At 64.5% G+C, this 18591-nt stretch carries 18 protein-coding genes; 14 read left to right on the plus strand and 4 right to left on the minus strand.

Annotation, left to right across the window (positions count from 1 at the left end):
- Positions 1 to 51 precede the first annotated feature (51 nt).
- Positions 52 to 2109: an adenylate/guanylate cyclase domain-containing protein gene (locus D8676_RS20595; RefSeq protein WP_245426978.1), complete on the plus strand. Its 2058-nt coding sequence runs from the start codon at positions 52 to 54 to the stop codon at positions 2107 to 2109.
- A 27-nt stretch (positions 2110 to 2136) separates the two neighbouring features.
- On the opposite strand, the gene D8676_RS20600 is transcribed toward D8676_RS20595, so the two are convergent.
- Together D8676_RS20600 and D8676_RS20605 are read right to left on the minus strand one after the other, a co-directional pair.
- Positions 2137 to 3891, minus strand: coding sequence for a radical SAM protein (locus D8676_RS20600; protein ID WP_121582965.1), 1755 nt, complete (start codon positions 3889 to 3891; stop codon positions 2137 to 2139).
- A 97-nt stretch (positions 3892 to 3988) separates the two neighbouring features.
- Positions 3989 to 4639: a glutathione S-transferase family protein gene (locus D8676_RS20605; RefSeq protein WP_121582966.1), complete on the minus strand. Its 651-nt coding sequence runs from the start codon at positions 4637 to 4639 to the stop codon at positions 3989 to 3991.
- A 269-nt stretch (positions 4640 to 4908) separates the two neighbouring features.
- Here D8676_RS20605 and kdsA point away from each other — a divergent pair, with 269 nt between their 5' ends.
- The 13 genes from kdsA (at position 4909) to D8676_RS20670 (ending at position 16844) form a co-directional block, all read left to right on the plus strand.
- A complete protein-coding gene (kdsA, locus tag D8676_RS20610) occupies positions 4909 to 5760 on the plus strand; it encodes a 3-deoxy-8-phosphooctulonate synthase (protein ID WP_121582967.1) in 852 nt (283 codons plus the stop codon).
- A gap of 88 nt (positions 5761 to 5848) precedes the next feature.
- The gene (locus tag D8676_RS20615; protein ID WP_121582968.1) at positions 5849 to 6226 is read left to right on the plus strand and encodes a PRC-barrel domain-containing protein; all 378 of its coding nucleotides are present in this window, start codon (positions 5849 to 5851) and stop codon (positions 6224 to 6226) included.
- 426 nt (positions 6227 to 6652) lie between these two features.
- On the plus strand, positions 6653 to 7927 hold the full coding sequence (gene eno, locus D8676_RS20620) for a phosphopyruvate hydratase (protein WP_121582969.1): 1275 nt from the start codon (positions 6653 to 6655) through the stop codon (positions 7925 to 7927).
- Between the two features lie 82 nt (positions 7928 to 8009).
- Positions 8010 to 8336, plus strand: coding sequence for a septum formation initiator family protein (locus D8676_RS20625; protein ID WP_121583038.1), 327 nt, complete (start codon positions 8010 to 8012; stop codon positions 8334 to 8336).
- Between the two features lie 169 nt (positions 8337 to 8505).
- Positions 8506 to 9549: a pyruvate dehydrogenase (acetyl-transferring) E1 component subunit alpha gene (pdhA, locus tag D8676_RS20630; RefSeq protein ID WP_121582970.1), complete on the plus strand. Its 1044-nt coding sequence runs from the start codon at positions 8506 to 8508 to the stop codon at positions 9547 to 9549.
- A 12-nt stretch (positions 9550 to 9561) separates the two neighbouring features.
- Entirely contained in the window at positions 9562 to 11004 is a 1443-nt protein-coding gene (locus tag D8676_RS20635) for a pyruvate dehydrogenase complex E1 component subunit beta (protein ID WP_121582971.1), read from the plus strand.
- A gap of 18 nt (positions 11005 to 11022) precedes the next feature.
- Positions 11023 to 12378, plus strand: coding sequence for a pyruvate dehydrogenase complex dihydrolipoamide acetyltransferase (locus tag D8676_RS20640; RefSeq protein WP_121582972.1), 1356 nt, complete (start codon positions 11023 to 11025; stop codon positions 12376 to 12378).
- 1 nt (position 12379) lies between these two features.
- Positions 12380 to 13021, plus strand: a complete 642-nt coding sequence (locus D8676_RS20645) for an SGNH/GDSL hydrolase family protein (protein ID WP_121582973.1) — start codon at positions 12380 to 12382, stop codon at positions 13019 to 13021.
- A gap of 11 nt (positions 13022 to 13032) precedes the next feature.
- Positions 13033 to 14478, plus strand: a complete 1446-nt coding sequence (gene lpdA / locus D8676_RS20650; protein ID WP_121582974.1) for a dihydrolipoyl dehydrogenase — start codon at positions 13033 to 13035, stop codon at positions 14476 to 14478.
- A gap of 85 nt (positions 14479 to 14563) precedes the next feature.
- The gene (locus D8676_RS20655; protein ID WP_121582975.1) at positions 14564 to 14848 is read left to right on the plus strand and encodes a GlsB/YeaQ/YmgE family stress response membrane protein; all 285 of its coding nucleotides are present in this window, start codon (positions 14564 to 14566) and stop codon (positions 14846 to 14848) included.
- Positions 14849 to 14853: 5 nt separating this feature from the next.
- Positions 14854 to 15819 carry a lipoyl synthase gene (gene lipA / locus D8676_RS20660; protein ID WP_121582976.1) on the plus strand — a complete coding sequence of 322 codons (966 nt, stop codon included), beginning with the start codon at positions 14854 to 14856 and terminating at the stop codon, positions 15817 to 15819.
- Positions 15820 to 15863: 44 nt separating this feature from the next.
- Positions 15864 to 16379 carry an AAA family ATPase gene (locus D8676_RS20665; RefSeq protein ID WP_245426981.1) on the plus strand — a complete coding sequence of 172 codons (516 nt, stop codon included), beginning with the start codon at positions 15864 to 15866 and terminating at the stop codon, positions 16377 to 16379.
- Between the two features lie 3 nt (positions 16380 to 16382).
- On the plus strand, positions 16383 to 16844 hold the full coding sequence (locus tag D8676_RS20670) for a type II toxin-antitoxin system RatA family toxin (RefSeq protein ID WP_121582978.1): 462 nt from the start codon (positions 16383 to 16385) through the stop codon (positions 16842 to 16844).
- Here D8676_RS20670 and D8676_RS20675 read toward each other — a convergent pair.
- Together D8676_RS20675 and D8676_RS20680 are read right to left on the minus strand one after the other, a co-directional pair.
- Complete coding sequence (locus tag D8676_RS20675) at positions 16820 to 17329, minus strand: CinA family protein (RefSeq protein ID WP_121582979.1); 510 nt, start codon at positions 17327 to 17329, stop codon at positions 16820 to 16822. The genes D8676_RS20670 and D8676_RS20675 overlap by 25 nt on opposite strands.
- Positions 17326 to 18546, minus strand: a complete 1221-nt coding sequence (locus D8676_RS20680; RefSeq protein WP_121582980.1) for a bifunctional 2-C-methyl-D-erythritol 4-phosphate cytidylyltransferase/2-C-methyl-D-erythritol 2,4-cyclodiphosphate synthase — start codon at positions 18544 to 18546, stop codon at positions 17326 to 17328. The genes D8676_RS20675 and D8676_RS20680 overlap by 4 nt, the downstream gene beginning before the upstream one ends.
- Positions 18547 to 18591 lie beyond the last annotated feature (45 nt).

The raw sequence follows: 18591 nt of genomic DNA on the forward strand, positions 1-18591 counted from the left end.
GGCACTTCCATGCTATGCAGCACCGGGAACCGTTGCGAGGGGTCGATAACGTTGAGTTCCGAACTTGATGCCGAAAAATCCGGCCGGCGGCCGGATGCCGCTGCGCGGCCGCAGCCACGCTGGGCGAAGCCGTTGCGCGTGCATCTCAGCGTCATCATCGTGATGCTGCTCGTGGCGATCTCGGTGCCTCTCATCTGGCTGACCTACCAGGAGGGCCGGCAGGCGGCGCTGGCGTCGGCCGAGCAGCAGATGCGGCTGCTCTCGCGCAACACGATAGACCTCTACGCAAGCGTCTTTCACGACGGCAACGCCGTCGTCGCCATGGGCTCCGTGCTGCCCTCGCTGACGGCCGAGCCGCCGGCCTATCTCGACGCCAAGCGCGAATATTTCATTCGCGTGCTGAAGAGTTCGCCCCACCTCGACGCCGTCTATGTCGGCTATCCCAGCGGCGCCTTCTTCCAGGTCATGCGCGCCACGCACAGCCCGCGCTGGCATGCGGCCGTATCGGCGCCCGACGAGGCGGTGTTCGCCATGCGGGTCGTGACGCGGGCGCCCGAGGGTCCCGCACTGGCCAGATGGCATTTCCTCGACGCCGACGGGATGATCATCGGCGCCGGACCCGAGCGCGAGGTGCAGTTCGATCCGCGACGCCGTCCGTGGTACCGCGACGCGGTCGCGCAGACCGGGAGCGTCGCCACCACTGGCCCCTACGTTTCCGCAAGCACCGAGACGCTGACGCTGACGCTTGCCCATACCATGGCCACCGAACCGCGTGCGGCGATCGGCGCCGACGTCATGCTGGAGACCATCAGCCGCATGCTCATGGACCAGGCCGTGTCGGAGCATTCGGTGGGCTATGTGTTCGACGACGACGGCAAGCTGATAGTGCATTCCGATCCGGTCGTCATGGCCAGCATCGTCGACAGTCTTTCGACCCGCTCGGTCAGCAACAGGGCGCTCGCCGCGAATGACCCGGCGCTCGTCGCCGAGATCGTCGCGCGCGGTCGGGACGAGGGCACGCCTGTCGCCAACGATCCGCTGTTTCTTGCCGTCCAGGGGCTGCTCGCCAGCGGCCGCGACGCAAAGGATGACGGGCTGGTCGAGTTCCGTGTTGGCAAGGAACCCTGGCTTGCAAGGATGGCCTCGGTGGGCACCGGGGCGTCGAGCCTGCTCGAGGGCGACACGATCGTCATTGCGGCCCCGATAAGCGATTTCACCGCTGCGAACGAAGCGCTGCTGCGGCAGAAATTGATGATTGCCGGCGTTCTGCTGCTGATCGGCGTGCTCATCGCGCTGCTCATCTCGCGGCGCATCAGCCGCGCGCTCGTCGCGCTCGCCGTCGACGCCAATCAGATCGGCAATCTCGATTTCAACAGCTGGAAGATCACCCATTCGCTGATCAGCGAGATCAACATGCTGGCCCGCGCGCTCTCTTCGGCGCGTGGGGCGATCAGGACCTTCGCCGTCTACGTGCCGCGCGAACTGGTGCGCAAGATCGTGGCCTCCGGCCAGGACGAAGCCGGCGCCGCCATCCGTCGCGAGGTGACGGTGCTGTTCACTGACATACGCGACTTCACTACCATTTCCGAAGAGCATTCTCCGGAAGCCGTGGTCGAGATGCTTTCCATCTATTTCCAGGCTATGAACGCCGTCGTCGAGCGCCACAACGGCGTCATCGTCCAGTATCTCGGCGATTCCATCTATGCGATGTGGAATGCGCCGGCCGAGAATCCCGATCATGTCGGCGACGGTTGCCGCTGCACGCTGGCGCTGAAGGCCGAGATCGACAGACTGAACGCCGAGAACATCAAGGCAGGACGGCCGGAACTGGTCACCCGCTTCGGGCTCCACACCGGCATCGCGGTGGTCGGCAGCGTCGGGGCGGAAGAGCGGCGACAATACACCGCCATGGGCGACACGGTAAACGTCGCTTCGAGGCTCGAAGGCATCAACAAGCAGTTCGGCACGACCATCCTGGCGAGCGAGGCCGTCAGGGAGCGCGCCGGAAACCTGCCCGGCGTCAGTTTCCGCCCGCTGGGTGCAGCCAGCGCCAAGGGCCGCCACGAGCAGATCCAGATCTACGAACTGGTGGAGGGGCCGCAGGTCTGAAGCGGCCGAGTCGAGCGTGCAGCGGGATCACACCGCCCGGGCGTGGGTCAGTTCCGCGACCTTCCTGATGTGGGAAACCGCCTCGCGGGCGCCTGATGTCTTGGTCAGAAGGTCGAGCGTCTCGTCCTCGTCGTCGCCGACGGGCGTCAGCGCCTGATCCATGTAGCTGCGCGCATCGGGGCTGTACCTGATGGCGGTCTGCCAGGCCAGCATCCTCAGGATCGCGCCGGCCAGCACCATGTGCTTGGAAAATGTCTCCCAGCCGAAGCGCGGCCAGAAGAGCCAGGGATTTTCGGGCGACAGGCCGGGCCTGCGCTCCGACGGATGCTTGAGGCGGAATATCCCGCCCTGCAGGGGGTGGACCTTCTCGAGGCGGTCCGTCGTCGAGAAGGTAAGCAGGTATTTTGCCAGATTGCCGACCGGCACGCCGGTCGCCACGGCGCGCCGCAGCAGCGTCTTCATGTGCGCCGGCGTGTAATAGAGCAGCCACGCCTCGTGGTAGATCGCCTGCCATTCGGCCAGGCTCATCCTCGGGTGGGCGGTGCAGGCGTGTTCGACGTCGTATTTGTTGAGATCGGCGTCCATCGGTACGCCGCTCCTCCAGAGTGACTGGTGATCCTCGGAACCGGGCAGCGGCGTCAGGCAGAAGAATTCCAGGAGGTCGATCGGCAGTTCCTCCTTGATGATCTCGATGTCGCGCCTGATCGTCTCCGGCGTATCCGCCGGAAAACCGAGTATGTATCCCGCAATCGTCAGGATGCCCTGTTCCTTCCAGGCGAGCAGCATCTTGCGGTATTCGGTGATCTTGTTCTGCCGCTTCTTCGCCGCCGCCAGATTGTCTGGGTTGATGTTCTCCAGCCCGATGAAGACCTTGTTGACGCCGGCTCGCTTCGCCTTCTCCATGAAGTTCGGGATCTTGTGGCAGAGCGTGTCGACCTGGATCATCAGGCCGAGCGGAATGCCTTCCTTTTCGCGCAGCTCGATCAGCCGGTCGAAGGTCGATTCCCACTCCCGGTTGCGGGCGAAATTGTCGTCGGTGATGAAGAATTTCCGGATGCCCTGCGCCCAGTTGAGGCGGACGATCCGCTCGACGTCGTCGGCGGAGCGGTAGCGGGACTTGCGGCCCTGCACGTTGATGATCGTGCAGAACGAGCACTGGTACGGGCAGCCGCGGCCGGCATCGAAACTCGAGCTGGCGCCCAGCGTGCGCTCGACATGTTTCTTTGGCAGGAAGGGGACCGGCGTGCCCTCCATGCCGGGCAGATCCTTCATGTAGTTGTAGACCGGCTGGGCGCGTCCGGCAGCCACCTCGGCGATAAACGAATCGAGCCGCCCCTCGGCTTCGCCGGCAAAGATCGTCACGCCCATGTCCCGGCAGGCGTCGAGATCGACCGCGTGGCCATCGAGCATCGACAGGCACCCCGAGACATGGAAGCCGCCGATCGCCACGGCGATCCCGGCCGCCCGGAACGGACGCGCGATGTCCAATGCGCGCGGATACTGGTTCGACTGGACGCCGACCAGCGCGACGCATCCGAAGTTGCCGTGACGCCTGAAGCGGGCGAGCAGGGCAGGGACGTCGACGCGTGTGTTGGTCTCGTCGATCACCTGGATCTCGATCGCCACGTCCGCACCGAGAACCCGCCGCTCGGCGCAGTCGGTTGCGATGCCGTAGACGGCAGCGAGCGAATTCGAGGGCGTCATGGCGCGCCACCACCGGATCACGTAGCCGTCGTCGTCGTAGTGGGACGGTTTGATCAGGACCAGTTGAAAAGCTTTCATGGCTCCCCTTGCACGGCCGTCAGCCCCTGGCGCCGGTGAGCCTAGCATCTGAGCAAGACTTTGTCGCCCGGCGCGTATCTGTGCCGGTTTCCAATCCTCAGCCGGTCGATGCGGCGGTGAAAACCGCCAATTGAGCGGCGAAGGCACGCTGATAGGCAGGCCGCGCTTTGCCGCGGGCCACGTAGGCGGAGAGGCTGGGATATTCCTCCAGCATCCCGATCCCCTCCAGCCTGCGAAGCACCATCACCATCAAGAGGTCGCCGGCGCTGAAGGCGCCATCGAGCCATTCGGCGTCGCCCAGGCGAGCGGAAAGGTCGTCCAGCCTGACGCGGATGCGATCCTCCAGGATCGGCAGGCGATCTGCGTACCAGGGCTTGTCGCCCTCCGCATACCGGACCTGCTCGCGCTCCACGATCGGCGGCTCGATCGTGCTGACCGCGGCGAACATCCAGGCGGTCGCGCGCGCCCGCGCATGCGGATCGTCCGGCAACAGGCCGGCATGGCTTTCCGCGATATGGAACACGATCGCGCCCGACTCGAACAGAGCGAGGTCGCCTTCCTCATAGGTCGGGATCTGTCCAAACGGCTGAACCGCGCGATGCGCGGGCTCCTTCATCTCGCGGAACGAAACGAGACGGACGTCGTAGGGCTGCCCCACTTCTTCAAGCGCCCAGCGAACGCGCATGTCGCGCGCCTGGCCCTTGCCGCGGTCGGGCGACTGTTCGAAGGCGGTGATGATGGGGATCATTGGCAGGCTCCGGGTGATTGCGGAACGCCGTCGAGAGCGAGAGGCGCGATCTTTCGCATCGGTCGCGCCGGGTTCTTGCGGGTTCCATTCCTAGGACGAACGGGCGGCCCGGCTGCCGACACCTTACCCGGTTCTCTGCCTGGCTGGTGCTCGATTCCGATGATGCCGGGACGCCTCGGAGCAGGGCGGCCGTCCGACCCACAGGGCGCTGCGGCTTGAACGCTTCCCGGAATTGAGGCACATGGCCCGCCAGCAACCGTGAGAAACTCATGTCCGCTTCCAGCAAGACCGCTCCCAATTCGACCGTCACTATAGGCGAGGCCGTGTTCGCCAACGATGCGCCGCTGGCGCTGATCGCCGGTCCCTGCCAGCTCGAATCGCGCGACCATGCCTTCGACATGGCCGGCCGGCTCAAGGAATTGACGCAGAAACTCGGCCTCGGCTTCGTCTACAAGTCGAGCTTCGACAAGGCGAACCGCTCTTCGCTCGGATCGACCCGCGGCGCTGGGCTGGAAGCGGCGCTGCCGGTCTTCGCGGATCTTCGCAAGGAACTCGGGGTGCCGGTGCTGACCGATGTCCATACCGAGGAGCAATGCGCCATCGTCGCGGAAGTCGTCGACGTTCTGCAGATCCCGGCCTTCCTCTCGCGCCAGACCGATCTCCTCATCGCCGCCGCGAAGACCGGCAAGGTCGTCAACGTGAAGAAGGGCCAGTTCCTCGCGCCCTGGGACATGAAGAACGTCGTCGCCAAGGTGACGGGCTCGGGCAATGCCAACGTGCTGGTCACCGAGCGCGGCGCCTCGTTCGGCTACAACACGCTGGTCTCCGACATGCGCGCTTTGCCGATCATGGAAGAGATCGGCGCGCCGGTGATCTTCGACGCCACGCACTCGGTCCAGCAGCCCGGCGGGCAGGGCGCGACCTCCGGCGGCGAGCGGCGCTTCGTCGCCACGCTGGCGCGGGCGGCGGTGGCGGTCGGCGTCGCCGGTGTGTTCATCGAGACGCATGAAGATCCTGACAACTCGACCTCCTCTGACGGCCCCAACATGGTGCCCTTCAAGGATATGCCGGCGTTGCTCGAGAAGCTCATCGCGCTCGACCGCGTCGCCAAATCGGGCTGACCAACAAATCTCCGCAGGGGTCGGAACCTTCGCGCTTGAGAGCCATTTTCCTCGTACTTCCAAAACGATCTGCGAGGAGAATTTGGCCATGCAAACCCATACCGGTACTACCCCCAGCGGGCACACCAACGCCATCACCGCGTCGCGCGTCATCGGCACCGCCGTCTACAACACAGCAGGGGACCGCATCGGCTCGATCGAGGACGTCATGCTGGAGAAGATGTCGAACGGCATCATGTTCGCCGTCATAGGCTTTGGCGGCTTCCTGGGCATCGGCGAGAAGTACCATGCCGTTCCGTGGTCGGCGCTCGACTACGACGAGGACCAGGACGGCTATGTCGTGCCCTTCACCAAGGAGCAGCTCGAGGCGGCGCCCTCCTATTCGATCAACGACCTGACCAAGGGCGACGGCACGATGGCCCGTGACGCCTCCTACGAATACTACAAGGTCGACCCGTACTGGTGAGGCCTTCAGCGTAGCGCTGGCAAGAACCTGTTCATTCGGGCCTCTTGCCGGACCAAAGCCCCGCCGGCCTGGCCGGTGGGGCTTTGATTTGCCGTTACTTCGAGAAAAGGGGCGCGACCGGCGCCATGTCGCCCTGCGTCGGCTGCGGATTGCACGACGTCATGAACGCTGCGACGATAAGAACCAAACTCAGGATACCGGGGAACTCGGACATGGCGAAACTCCCTCTGTTTCGCCCCGCGCATGAGCAGATTTATCCCAAATCCCGGCTCTCGACTCCTCTCGAGTTTTGACAATTCGTAACAGCCTGTCGGATTTCGTGAAGCTGTCGCATTAAACCGATAAATCGGCCCTTCGGATTGAATTTTGCCCGGCTTCGACTAAGACGGGCGCGAATTTCAAACCCACCTTTTCGAGGATTTTCGCATGACCGCCATCATCGACATCATCGGCCGCGAGATATTGGACAGCCGCGGCAATCCGACCGTCGAGGTCGACGTCGTGCTGGAGGACGGCTCGATGGGCCGCGCGGCCGTTCCCTCCGGCGCCTCCACCGGCGCGCATGAGGCGGTCGAACTCCGCGACGGCGGGCCGCGCTATCTGGGCAAGGGCGTCGAGCGGGCGGTCGAGGCCGTCAACGGCGAACTGTTCGAAGCGATCGGCGGCATGGATGCCGAGAGCCAGATCCATATCGACCGCACGATGATCGAACTCGACGGAACGCCCAACAAGTCGCGGCTCGGCGCCAACGCCATCCTCGGCGTGTCGCTCGCAGTGGCGAAGGCTGCCGCCGAAGCCTCCGGCCTGCCGCTCTACCGCTATGTCGGCGGCGCCGGCGCGCATGTGCTTCCGGTGCCGATGATGAACATCATCAACGGCGGCGCCCATGCCGACAACCCGATCGACTTCCAGGAATTCATGATCATGCCGGTCGGCGCGCCGACGCTGCGCGACGCCGTGCGCTGGGGCGCCGAGATATTCCATACGCTGAAGAAGGGCCTGAAAGACGCCGGCCACAACACCAATGTCGGCGACGAGGGCGGCTTCGCGCCGAACCTGAAGAGCGCGCCGATGGCGCTGGACTTCGTCATGGCCTCGATCGAGAAGGCCGGCTACAAGCCGGGCGAGGAGGTCGCGCTGGCTCTCGACTGCGCCGCGACCGAGTTCTTCAAGGACGGCAACTACGTCTACGAGGGCGAGAAGAAGAGCCGCGATCCCAAGGCGCAGGCCAAGTACCTGGCGAAGCTCGCCGCCGACTATCCGATCATCTCCATCGAAGACGGCATGGCCGAGGACGACTGGGAAGGCTGGAAGTACCTGACCGACCTGATCGGCGCCAAGACGCAGCTCGTCGGCGACGACCTGTTCGTCACCAACACGGCCCGCCTGCGGGACGGCATCAAGATGGGCGTCGCCAACTCCATTCTCGTCAAGGTCAACCAGATCGGCTCGCTCACCGAGACGCTGGACGCGGTCGGCACGGCCCACAAGGCGGCCTACACGGCGGTGATGTCGCATCGTTCGGGCGAGACGGAAGACTCCACCATCGCCGACCTGGCGGTCGCGACCAATTGCGGGCAGATCAAGACGGGTTCGCTGTCGCGATCCGACCGCATGGCGAAGTACAACCAGCTCATCCGCATCGAGGAAGAGCTCGGCAAGCAGGCGCTCTACGCGGGCAAGTCGATACTCAAGGCCTGAACTCCAGGCGGCTCCCGCGTCCTTCGCTAACCGTCCATTAAGCACAATCGGGCGAGATAGGCGGATGGAACGGGAGCCGACCATGTGGACGCGTCAGCACAAGCAGAGAAATACCGGCCGCCTGATCGTGCCGGGGATCTCAGCCTTGTTCCTCGCCTATTTCGGCTTCCACGCCTATCACGGCGAGTTCGGCATCTGGTCCAAGTACCGCTACGAGACGGCAGCTGCCGAACTGCAGACCGAGCTCGACACCATCCAGGCAAAACGTATCGAGCTGGAGCGCCGGGTCCAGCTCTTGCATGACGGCACGCTGGAAAAGGACATGCTCGACGAGCAGGCCCGCCGCGCCCTCAATCTCTCGCAGGCCGATGAGATCGTCATCATGCGCAAGTCTCTGTCAGTGAATTAACCGGTATTTGGTTATTCGTCGAGTTTTTCAACGATTTTAGGCGTTTAACCCGCATGCCTGCCATGCATTTTTCCGCATGGCTCGACGGGAACGACCGTGCTAGCGTCGGGGAAACTCGGGGATTTCCATCCCCGGTATGTCCGCAAAGAGACAGCACAGGGAGTGATGAATGGCCGTTGCCGCCAAGAAGGCATCCGCGAAATCGAAAGCGGATGCGAAAGCCCAAGCCGGACCAGTAGCCCCCAAGCCGGCGAACTTCACCAAGGAACAGGACCTTTCGGCATATCGCGACATGCTGTTGATCCGCCGCTTCGAGGAAAAGGCGGGCCAACTCTACGGCATGGGTTTCATCGGCGGTTTCTGCCATCTCTACATCGGCCAGGAGGCCGTCGTCACCGGCATGAAGATGTCGCTCAAGGACGGTGACCAGATGATCACCGCCTATCGCGACCATGGCCACATGCTGGCGATGGACATGAGCCCGCGCGGCGTGATGGCCGAGCTGACGGGCCGCCGCGGAGGATACTCCAAGGGCAAGGGCGGCTCGATGCACATGTTCTCCAAGGAGAAGAATTTCTACGGCGGCCACGGCATCGTCGGCGCGCAGGTATCGCTCGGCACCGGGCTTGCCTTTGCCAACCGCTACCGCGGCAACAAGAACGTCTGCCTGACCTATTTCGGAGACGGCGCCGCCAACCAGGGCCAGGTCTACGAGAGCTTCAACATGGCCTCGCTGTGGAAGCTGCCGGTCGTCTACGTGATCGAGAACAACCGCTACGCCATGGGCACGTCGGTGTCGCGCTCCTCGGCCGAGACCGATTTCTCGCAGCGCGGCCTTTCCTTCCGCATCCCTGGCCTGCAGGTCGACGGCATGGACGTGCGCGCGGTGAAGTCGGCGAGCGATCTCGCCGTCGACTGGTGCCGCTCCGGCAAGGGTCCGATCATCCTGGAGATGCAGACCTACCGCTACCGCGGCCACTCCATGTCCGACCCGGCCAAATACCGCTCGAAGGACGAAGTGCAGAAGATGCGCTCGGAGCACGATCCCATCGAGCAGGTGAAAGCACGCCTGACGGCCAAGAAATGGGCTGGCGAGGACGAGCTCAAGGCCATCGACAAGGAAGTCCGCGACATCGTCGCCGACGCCGCCGAATTCGCGCAGACCGATCCCGAGCCGGATGCTTCCGAGCTCTGGACCGACATCGTTCACTGAGGGAGCGCGACAATGCCGATCGAAATCCTGATGCCCGCGCTTTCCCCGACGATGGAGGAAGGCAACGTCTCCAAATGGCTGAAGAAGGAAGGCGACAAGATAAGCGCCGGCGACGTGATCGCCGAGATCGAGACCGACAAAGCGACGATGGAAGTAGAGGCGGTCGATGAAGGCACGCTCGCCAAGATCGTCGTGCCGGAAGGCACCGAGGGCGTGAAGGTCAACACGCCGATCGCTATCCTGGCCGTCGAAGGCGAAGACATCGACAAGGCAGGCGAGGGCGTCGGCGAGGAGGAAGCCAAGCCGGCCAAATCCGCCGAAGCCGAGAAGACGGCGGAAGCGCCTGCCGAGGATGCCGGCGGCAAGGCGCGTGAAGCGTCCGCCGAGCCGGGCGCCCAGAAGAAGGCCGCCAAGGCTCCCGCTGCACCCAAGATCGAGATCGCAGCCGACCCCGACATTCCCGCCGGCACCGAGATGGTGTCGATGACGGTGCGCGAGGCGCTGCGCGACGCAATGGCGGAAGAGATGCGCCGCGACGAGGACGTCTTCGTCATGGGCGAGGAGGTCGCCGAGTACCAGGGCGCCTACAAGATCACGCAAGGGCTGCTGCAGGAGTTCGGCCCGCGCCGCGTGGTCGACACACCGATCACCGAGCACGGCTTTGCCGGCGTCGGCGTCGGCGCCGCGATGGCCGGCCTGAAGCCGATCGTCGAGTTCATGACCTTCAATTTCGCCATGCAGGCGATCGACCAGATCGTCAACTCGGCGGCGAAGACGCTCTACATGTCGGGCGGCCAGATGGGCGCGCCGATCGTCTTCCGCGGACCGAACGGTGCGGCGGCGCGCGTCGCCGCCCAGCACAGCCAGGACTATGCCGCCTGGTACAGCCACATCCCCGGCCTGAGGGTCATTCAGCCCTACACGGCTGCGGACGCGAAGGGCCTGCTCAAGGCGGCTATCCGCGATCCGAATCCGGTGATCTTCCTCGAGAACGAGATCCTCTACGGCCAGCATTTCGACGTGCCGAAGCTCGACGATTTCGTGCTGCCGATCGGCAAGGCCCGCGTGCACAAATCCGGCAAGGACGTGACCATCGTCTCCTGGGGCATCGGCATGACCTATGTCGTGAAGGCCGAAGCCGAGCTGCGTAGCCTCGGCATCGATACCGAGATCATCGACCTCAGGACGATCCGGCCGATGGACCTCGACACGGTGATCGCATCGGTCCGCAAGACCAACCGGCTGGTGGTGGTCGAAGAAGGCTTCCCGCAATCGTCGGTCGGAGACTTCATCGCCAACCAGGTGTCGCAGCGCGCCTTCGATCATCTCGACGCGCCGGTCATCACCATCGCCGGCAAGGACGTGCCGATGCCTTACGCGGCCAATCTCGAGAAGCTGGCGCTGCCGAATGTCGGCGAGGTCGTCGAGGCGGTGAAAGCCGTCACCTATCGCTGAGCCGGTTGGGAGGACACGATGCCGATCAACATCACAATGCCGGCCCTCTCGCCCACGATGGAAGAGGGCAATCTCGCCAAGTGGCTGGTCAAGGAGGGCGACAAGGTTTCGCCGGGCGACGTGATCGCCGAGATCGAGACCGACAAGGCGACGATGGAAGTCGAGGCGGTCGACGAGGGCACCGTCGCCAAGATCGTCGTGCCTGAAGGCACCGAGGGCGTGAAGGTCAATGCGCTAATCGCGGTGCTCGCCGGCGAAGGCGAGGATGCGGGCGCGGCTGCCAAGTCCGGCGGCGCTCCCGAGAAGAAGGCCGAAGCCCCCAAGGCCGCCGAAGCGCCGAAAGCGGAGGTGAAGGCCGAAGCGCCGAAAGCCGAGCCTGCCAAGGCGGAAAAGGCGCCGGCAGCCGCTCCCGCGGCGAACGGCCATGCGGCCGGCGATCGCGTCTTCGCCTCGCCGCTGGCGCGGCGCATCGCCAAGGATGCCGGCATCGACATCGCCGCCGTCAAAGGTACCGGCCCGCATGGGCGCATCGTGCGGGCGGACGTCGACGCCGCGGTCGCCGGCGGCGGCACGAAGGCTGCGCCTGCCGCCAAGGCAGGAACTCCCGCGCCGGCCGGCAAGCCGATGTCGGACGACGCGGTACTGAAGCTCTTCGAGGAAGGCTCCTACGAGCTCGTCCCGCACGACAACATGCGCAAGACCATCGCAAGGCGGCTGGTCGAGGCGAAGTCGACCATCCCGCACTTTTATCTCACGCTCGACTGCGAGATTGACGCGCTCCTGGCGCTGCGGACCCAGATCAACGCGGCCGCCCCGGTGAAGAAGACCGACAAGGGCGAGACGCCGGCCTACAAGGTCTCGGTCAACGACATGGTCATCAAGGCGATGGCGCTGGCGCTGCGCGATGTGCCCACCGCCAACGTGTCGTGGACCGAAACCGCCATGGTGCAGCACAAGCATGCCGATGTCGGCGTCGCCGTCTCCATCCCTGGCGGGCTGATCACGCCGATCATCCGGCGCGCCGACGAAAAGACGCTGTCGGTGATCGCCAACGAGATGAAGGATCTTGCCGCGCGGGCCAGGACCAAGAAGCTGAAGCCGGAGGAATACCAGGGCGGCACCACGGCGGTGTCCAACCTCGGCATGTTCGGCATCAAGGATTTTTCGGCGGTCATCAACCCGCCGCACGCGACGATCCTGGCGGTCGGGGCCGGCGACGAGCGGGCGGTGGTGAAGAACGGCGAGATCAAGGTCGCCACCATCATGTCGGTGACGCTGTCGACCGACCACCGCGCCGTGGACGGCGCGCTAGGCGCCGAGCTTCTCGTCGCCTTCAAGCGCCATATCGAGAACCCGATCGGGATGCTGGTGTAGCATGACGAAAACCATTCTTGCCTATGGCGACTCGCTGACCTGGGGCTACAGCGCAGAGGGTACCGGGCGGCATGCCTATGAAGACCGCTGGCCGAGCGTGCTGGAGGCCGAATTGGCCGGCGCTGCTCGCGTCATCCCCGATGGCCTCAACGGACGCACCACGGCCTTCGACGACCATCTCTCGGCCGCCGAACGCAACGCCGCCAAGACCCTGGCGACGGCGCTGCTGACGCATGCGCCGCTAGACCTCGTCATCATTCTGCTCGGCGCCAACGACATGAAGCCGTGGATCCACGGCAGCCCGTTCACGGCCAAGTACGGCCTGCTCAGGCTGGTCGAGATCGTGCGAGGCACCGACTACGGCTTCGGCTGGGCAGCCCCGAAAATCCTGCTCGTTTCGCCACCGCCGATCACCCGCACGGATCATGTCGAGTTCAAGGAATTCTTCGCCGGCGGCGAGGCCGCCTCGCAGCATCTGCCGCGGCTCTATGCCGAGCTTGCCGAGATGACAGGCTGCAGCTTTTTCGATGCAGGCAGCGTCGCAAAGACCTCGCCGCTCGACGGCATCCATCTCGACGCCGAAAACACGCGCGCGATCGGGCGCGGGATTGCGCCCGTGGTGCGCAAGATGCTCGAACTCTGAGGAGAGATGCCGTGGCCAACGCTTACGACGTGATCATCATCGGCTCGGGCCCCGGCGGCTACATCGCGGCGATCCGCGCCGCGCAGCTCGGGCTGAAGACGGCGGTCGTCGAGCGCGAGCATCTCGCCGGCATCTGCTCCAACTGGGGCTGCATCCCGACCAAGGCGCTGCTGCGCACGGCCGAGGTGTTTCATTATGCCGAGCACGCCAAGAACTACGGCTTCACGATCGAAGGCAAGGTGACGCCCGACGTGAAGGCGATCGTCGAGCGTTCGCGCGGCATCGCGCAGCGCATGAACAACGGCGTCGGCTTCCTGATGAAGAAGAACAAGGTCGACGTCATCTGGGGCGAGGCGAAGCTCACCAAACCCAATGAGATCGTCGTCGCCAAGACGTCCAAGAAGCCGATGGAGCCGATGGGCCCGGTGCCGAAGAACACGCTGGGCGAGGGCACCTACACCGCCAAGCACATCATCATCGCCACCGGCGCTAGGCCGCGCGCGCTGCCCGGCATCGAGCCCGACGGCAAGCTGATCTGGACCTATTTCGAGGCGATGGTGCCCAAGGAGATGCCGAAGTCGCTGCTGGTCATGGGGTCGGGCGCGATCGGCATCGAATTCGCCTCCTTCTACCGCACCATGGGCGTAGACGTGACCGTGGTCGAGATCATGCCGCAGGTGATGCCGGTCGAGGACACCGAGATCGCGACCTTCGCGAAGAAGCAGTTCGAGAAGCAGGGCATGAAGATCCTGCTCGAGGCCAAGGTGGCCAAGGTCGAGAAGGGCAAGGATTCTGTCACCGCCCATGTCGAGACGAAGGGCGGCAAGGTCGAGAAGCTCACCGCCGACCGGATGATCTCGGCGGTCGGCGTGCAGGGCAATGTCGAGAACATCGGCCTGGAGGCGCTCGGCGTGAAGACGGAGCGTGGCACCATCGTCATCGACGGCTACGGCCGGACCAACGTGCCGGGCGTCTACGCGATCGGCGATGTCGCGGGACCGCCGATGCTCGCCCACAAGGCGGAGCACGAGGCGGTGATCTGCGTCGAGAAGATCGCCGGCCTGCCCAATGTGCACCCGATGGACAAGCTGAAGATCCCCGGCTGCACCTATTGCAGTCCGCAGGTTGCGTCGGTCGGCCTTACGGAAGCCAAGGCCAAGGAAGCAGGCTACGACATCCGCGTCGGCCGCTTCCCCTTCGTCGCCAACGGCAAGGCCATCGCGCTCGGCGAGGACCAGGGCATGGTCAAGACGATCTTCGACAAGAAGACCGGCCAGCTGCTCGGCGCGCACATGGTCGGGGCGGAAGTCACCGAGCTCATCCAGGGTTTTGTCGTGGCCATGAATCTGGAGACCACCGAGGAAGAGCTCTTCCACACGATCTTCCCGCACCCGACCCTGTCGGAAACCATGAAGGAAAGCGTGCTCGACGCCTATGGCCGCGTGCTCAACGCATAGGAGCCGTGTCGTCCCGCATCTGTTGGCGCGCGGCGTTGCGGCCTATATGACGGTTTGCAACTAGCCTCTGAGAGGAGACTCGGGGATGGAACAGAGCGTCGGAATCATGGGAATGCCGGGCGTCGGCTTTTTCGGCATGCTCGTCATCGGCTTCATCGCCGGCTACGTCGCCGAGAAGGCGATGAACCGCGAGCACGGCCTGTTCACCAACATTCTGGTCGGCATTGCCGGCTCCTTCGTCGGCGGCACGCTGGCCGGCGTTCTCGGCCTGAACTACCAGGGCTTCCTCGGCAACCTGATCGTGGCGGTTGCCGGCGCAGTGGTCATCCTGTGGATCTTCGGGCGTGTCAGGCAAAGCGGAGTGAACTGAGAAACATGGTCACCGTCCTCGATCGTATTACCGACGCGCCGCGCGCCAGGCATCCCGAGAAGGCCCACCGGCCCGACCAGGAAGTGCTGCGCAAGCCCGACTGGATCAGGGTCAAGGCTCCGACCTCGAAGGGCTACGCTGATACGCGCGCGATCGTGAAGGCGAACAAGCTGGTCACGGTGTGCGAGGAGGCCGGCTGCCCGAACATCGGCGAGTGCTGGGACAAGAAGCACGCCACCTTCATGATCATGGGTGAGATCTGTACGCGGGCATGCGCCTTCTGCAACGTCGCCACCGGCATACCGACCGCGCTCGACCCGGAAGAGCCGGCGCGGGTGGCTGATGCCGTCCACCAGATGGGGCTGACCCATGTCGTCATCACCTCGGTCGATCGCGACGATCTTGACGACGGTGGCGCCCAGCATTTCGCCGAGGTGATCCATGCAATCCGCGCGCGCACGCCTAGCACCACGATCGAAATCCTGACGCCGGACTTCCTGCGCAAGGATGGCGCGCTGGAGGTCGTCGTCGCGGCCAGGCCCGACGTGTTCAACCACAATCTGGAAACCGTGCCCTCGAACTATCTGACCGTTCGTCCGGGCGCCCGCTACTTCCATTCGATCCGACTTCTGCAGCGGGTGAAGGAACTCGATCCGTCGATCTTCACCAAGTCCGGTATCATGGTCGGCCTCGGCGAGGAGCGGAACGAGATCCTGCAGCTAATGGACGATCTCAGATCGGCCAATGTCGACTTCATGACGATCGGCCAGTATCTGCAGCCGACGAAGAAGCACCACCCGGTGAAGCGCTTCGTCACGCCCGACGAGTTCAAGTCCTACGAGACGGTCGGCAAGACCAAGGGCTTCCTGCTCGTCGCGGCGAGCCCGCTGACGCGCTCGTCGCACCACGCCGGCGAGGACTTCGCCAGGTTGCGCGCGGCGCGGGAGAAGCTGCTTTCGCATACGGCCTGAATGATCTCTCAGCCTGCGCCGATCGTCTTGGCTCGGCCGGTCGCGTGCTGGTCATCGGCTGCTCTGGCAGCGGCAAGTCGACGCTTGCGCAGAGACTTTCCGCCCGGCTCGGCCTGCCATACGTTTCGATGGACCGCGCCTTCTTCTGGCTTCCGGGATGGAGGTCGCGGGAGCGTGGAGAAATCCGCGCGATGATTGCGCGGGCCGTTGCCCAGGAACGGTGGATCATGGATGGCACCAGCCCCGGCACGATGGATCTGCGCCTGCCGCGCGCCGACTTGGTGCTGTGGCTGCGCCTGCCACGGCTGCTTTGCATCGCACGGGTGGTCCTGAGGCGCATCCGCTATGCGGGAAGGTCGCGGCCCGAGATGGCCGACGACTGCCCGGAAAAGATCGACCTCGAATTCCTGCGCTACATCTGGAATTTCGAAAAGGATGAGGTGCCGGAGGTTCTCGAAGGCATCGTGAAGCACGGCCCCGACGTGCCGGTTTTCGTTCTCGATTCGCGTCGTGATGCCGGCGCGCTGCTTGCTCTGCTCGAAAGGCGTGATACGGACTGATCCATGCCGCAGTTCGAAACGATCAAGCACGTCACCCATCCGCCGCACGAGATGTTCGCGCTGGTCGCCGACGTGGAGAAGTATCCCGAATTCCTGCCGCTTTGCGAGGCGCTGACGGTGCGCTCGCGCAAGGAGCGCGAAGGCCGCACGGTTCTGGTCGCCGACATGACCGTGGGCTACAAGGCGATCCGCGAGACGTTCACCAGCCAGGTGCATCTGAAGCCCGACGAGAACGCCATCGACGTCAAATATCTCGACGGCCCGTTTCGCTATCTGAGCAACATCTGGCGTTTCGACACGGCGGCGGACGGTGGCACCGACATCCACTTCTTCATCGACTATGAATTCAAGAGCCGTATCCTCGGCGCCATGATGGGTGCGATGTTCGACCGCGCCTTCCGCATGTTCACGAGCGCCTTCGAAAAACGGGCAGACGCGGTTTACGGATCGACGGGCGCGGCCTGATCCGCCATTGCCCTGAGACCCATGCCGAGGGCGTGCTTGACCGTCTCGCGGCGGATGAAATCGCGGCCGCGGTTCTCGAAGATGCGCTTTTCCGTGATCACCGGCTTGCCCGAAAGCGCAAGCCCAAACCAGACCAGCCCGACCGGCTTCTCCGCCGAGCCGCCGTCGGGGCCGGCGATACCCGTCACCGCAAGGGTTATGCCGGCGCGTGAGTTCTCCAGGGCGCCGGCCGCCATTTCATGGGCCGTTTCGGAGGAGACCGCGCCATGCTTCTCCAGCGTTTCGGGCGAAACGCCGATCATCTCGGTCTTGGCCTCGTTGGAATAGGTGACGAAGCCGCGGTCGACCATCGACGACGATCCGGGGATGTCGGTGAGCAGCGAGATGATCATGCCGCCGGTGCAGGATTCGGCCGTCGCCACCAGTATCTTGCGATGCGCGCAGGCCTTCAGGAAGCTGTCCGCCAGGTCGCCCCAATCATTCATTCCGGAACCTCTCCCGGGAAAATCACGCTGGCCGTGGCAATCGCCGCTATCCCTTCTTCACGGCCTATGAAACCCAGACGCTCGTTTGTGGTTGCCTTGATCGAGATGCGACCGGCCGAAATGTTCAGCATGGAGGCGATCGCCTCGACCATGGCCTCGCGGTGCGGGCCGATGCGTGGCGCCTCGCAGATCAGCGTGATGTCGGCATTGGCGATGCGGCCCCCCCGGGAACGCACGATCGCCGCGGCGTGTTCCGCGAAGATGTGCGACGCCGCGTCCTTCCATTGCGGGTCGGACGGCGGAAAATGCGTGCCTATGTCGCCGGCGCCGCAGGTGGCGAGCAGCGCATCGGTCAGCGCATGCAGGCCGACATCGGCATCGGAGTGGCCAGACAGCTTCTTGTCGTGTGGGATCTTCACACCGCAGAGCGTGACGTGGTCGCCCGATGTGAAGGAATGCACGTCATAGCCGTTGCCGGTGCGCACATCCGGAAAAGCCTGCCTGCGGTTTCCGAGGCGCTGGTCGGCCACCACCATGTCCCTTGCCCAGGTGAGTTTCATGTTGTCCGGCGAGCCGGTGACGATACGGACGGGGATCTTGGCCCATTCGGCGACGGCCGCGTCGTCGGTAAAATCCTGCTTGCCGAGCTGGAACGCCTTTTCATGCGCCGCGAGGATCGGCCAGAACGGAAAGCCCTGCGGGGTCTGGGCGGCGTGCAGGCCGGCGCGCGGCACCGTCTCGCCGACATTGCCGTCGCCGTTCATACGTTTCAGCGTGTCGGCCACCTGCATCGCCGGCAGCGCGCCCTGCCTTTCGTCGATCGCGTCTATCGTGCGATCGATGAGGCCGGGATCGACGAAGGGACGCACGCCGTCGTGGATGAGCACCATGTTGGGCGCGTCGTCGCGAAGCGCGCGCAGCGCAAGCCGCGTCGATTCCTGCCTGGTGGCGCCGCCATGGATGGCGGTGACTCGCCCGTCGGCGAACTCCGAAGTGGACGTCCGGAACAGCTCGTCGTCATCAGGATGGATGGCGACGACGATCCGCCCGATCCTGGGATGACTGAGAAAAGCCTGTATCGTATGGGAAACGACGGGCCGCCCGCCGATATGGCGATACTGTTTGGGCCCGTCGGCCTTGCCGGCCCGTTCACCACGTCCGGCGGCGACAATGACCACGGCCGCCTGACCCGGCTGCGTTTCCGATCCATCCTGCATGGGGCAGACGCATAGTCGGGCCGCATCCGGAAGACCAGAGGATTC

This window comes from Mesorhizobium sp. YM1C-6-2 (assembly GCF_003666685.1).
Classification (GTDB): Bacteria; Pseudomonadota; Alphaproteobacteria; order Rhizobiales; family Rhizobiaceae; genus Mesorhizobium_K.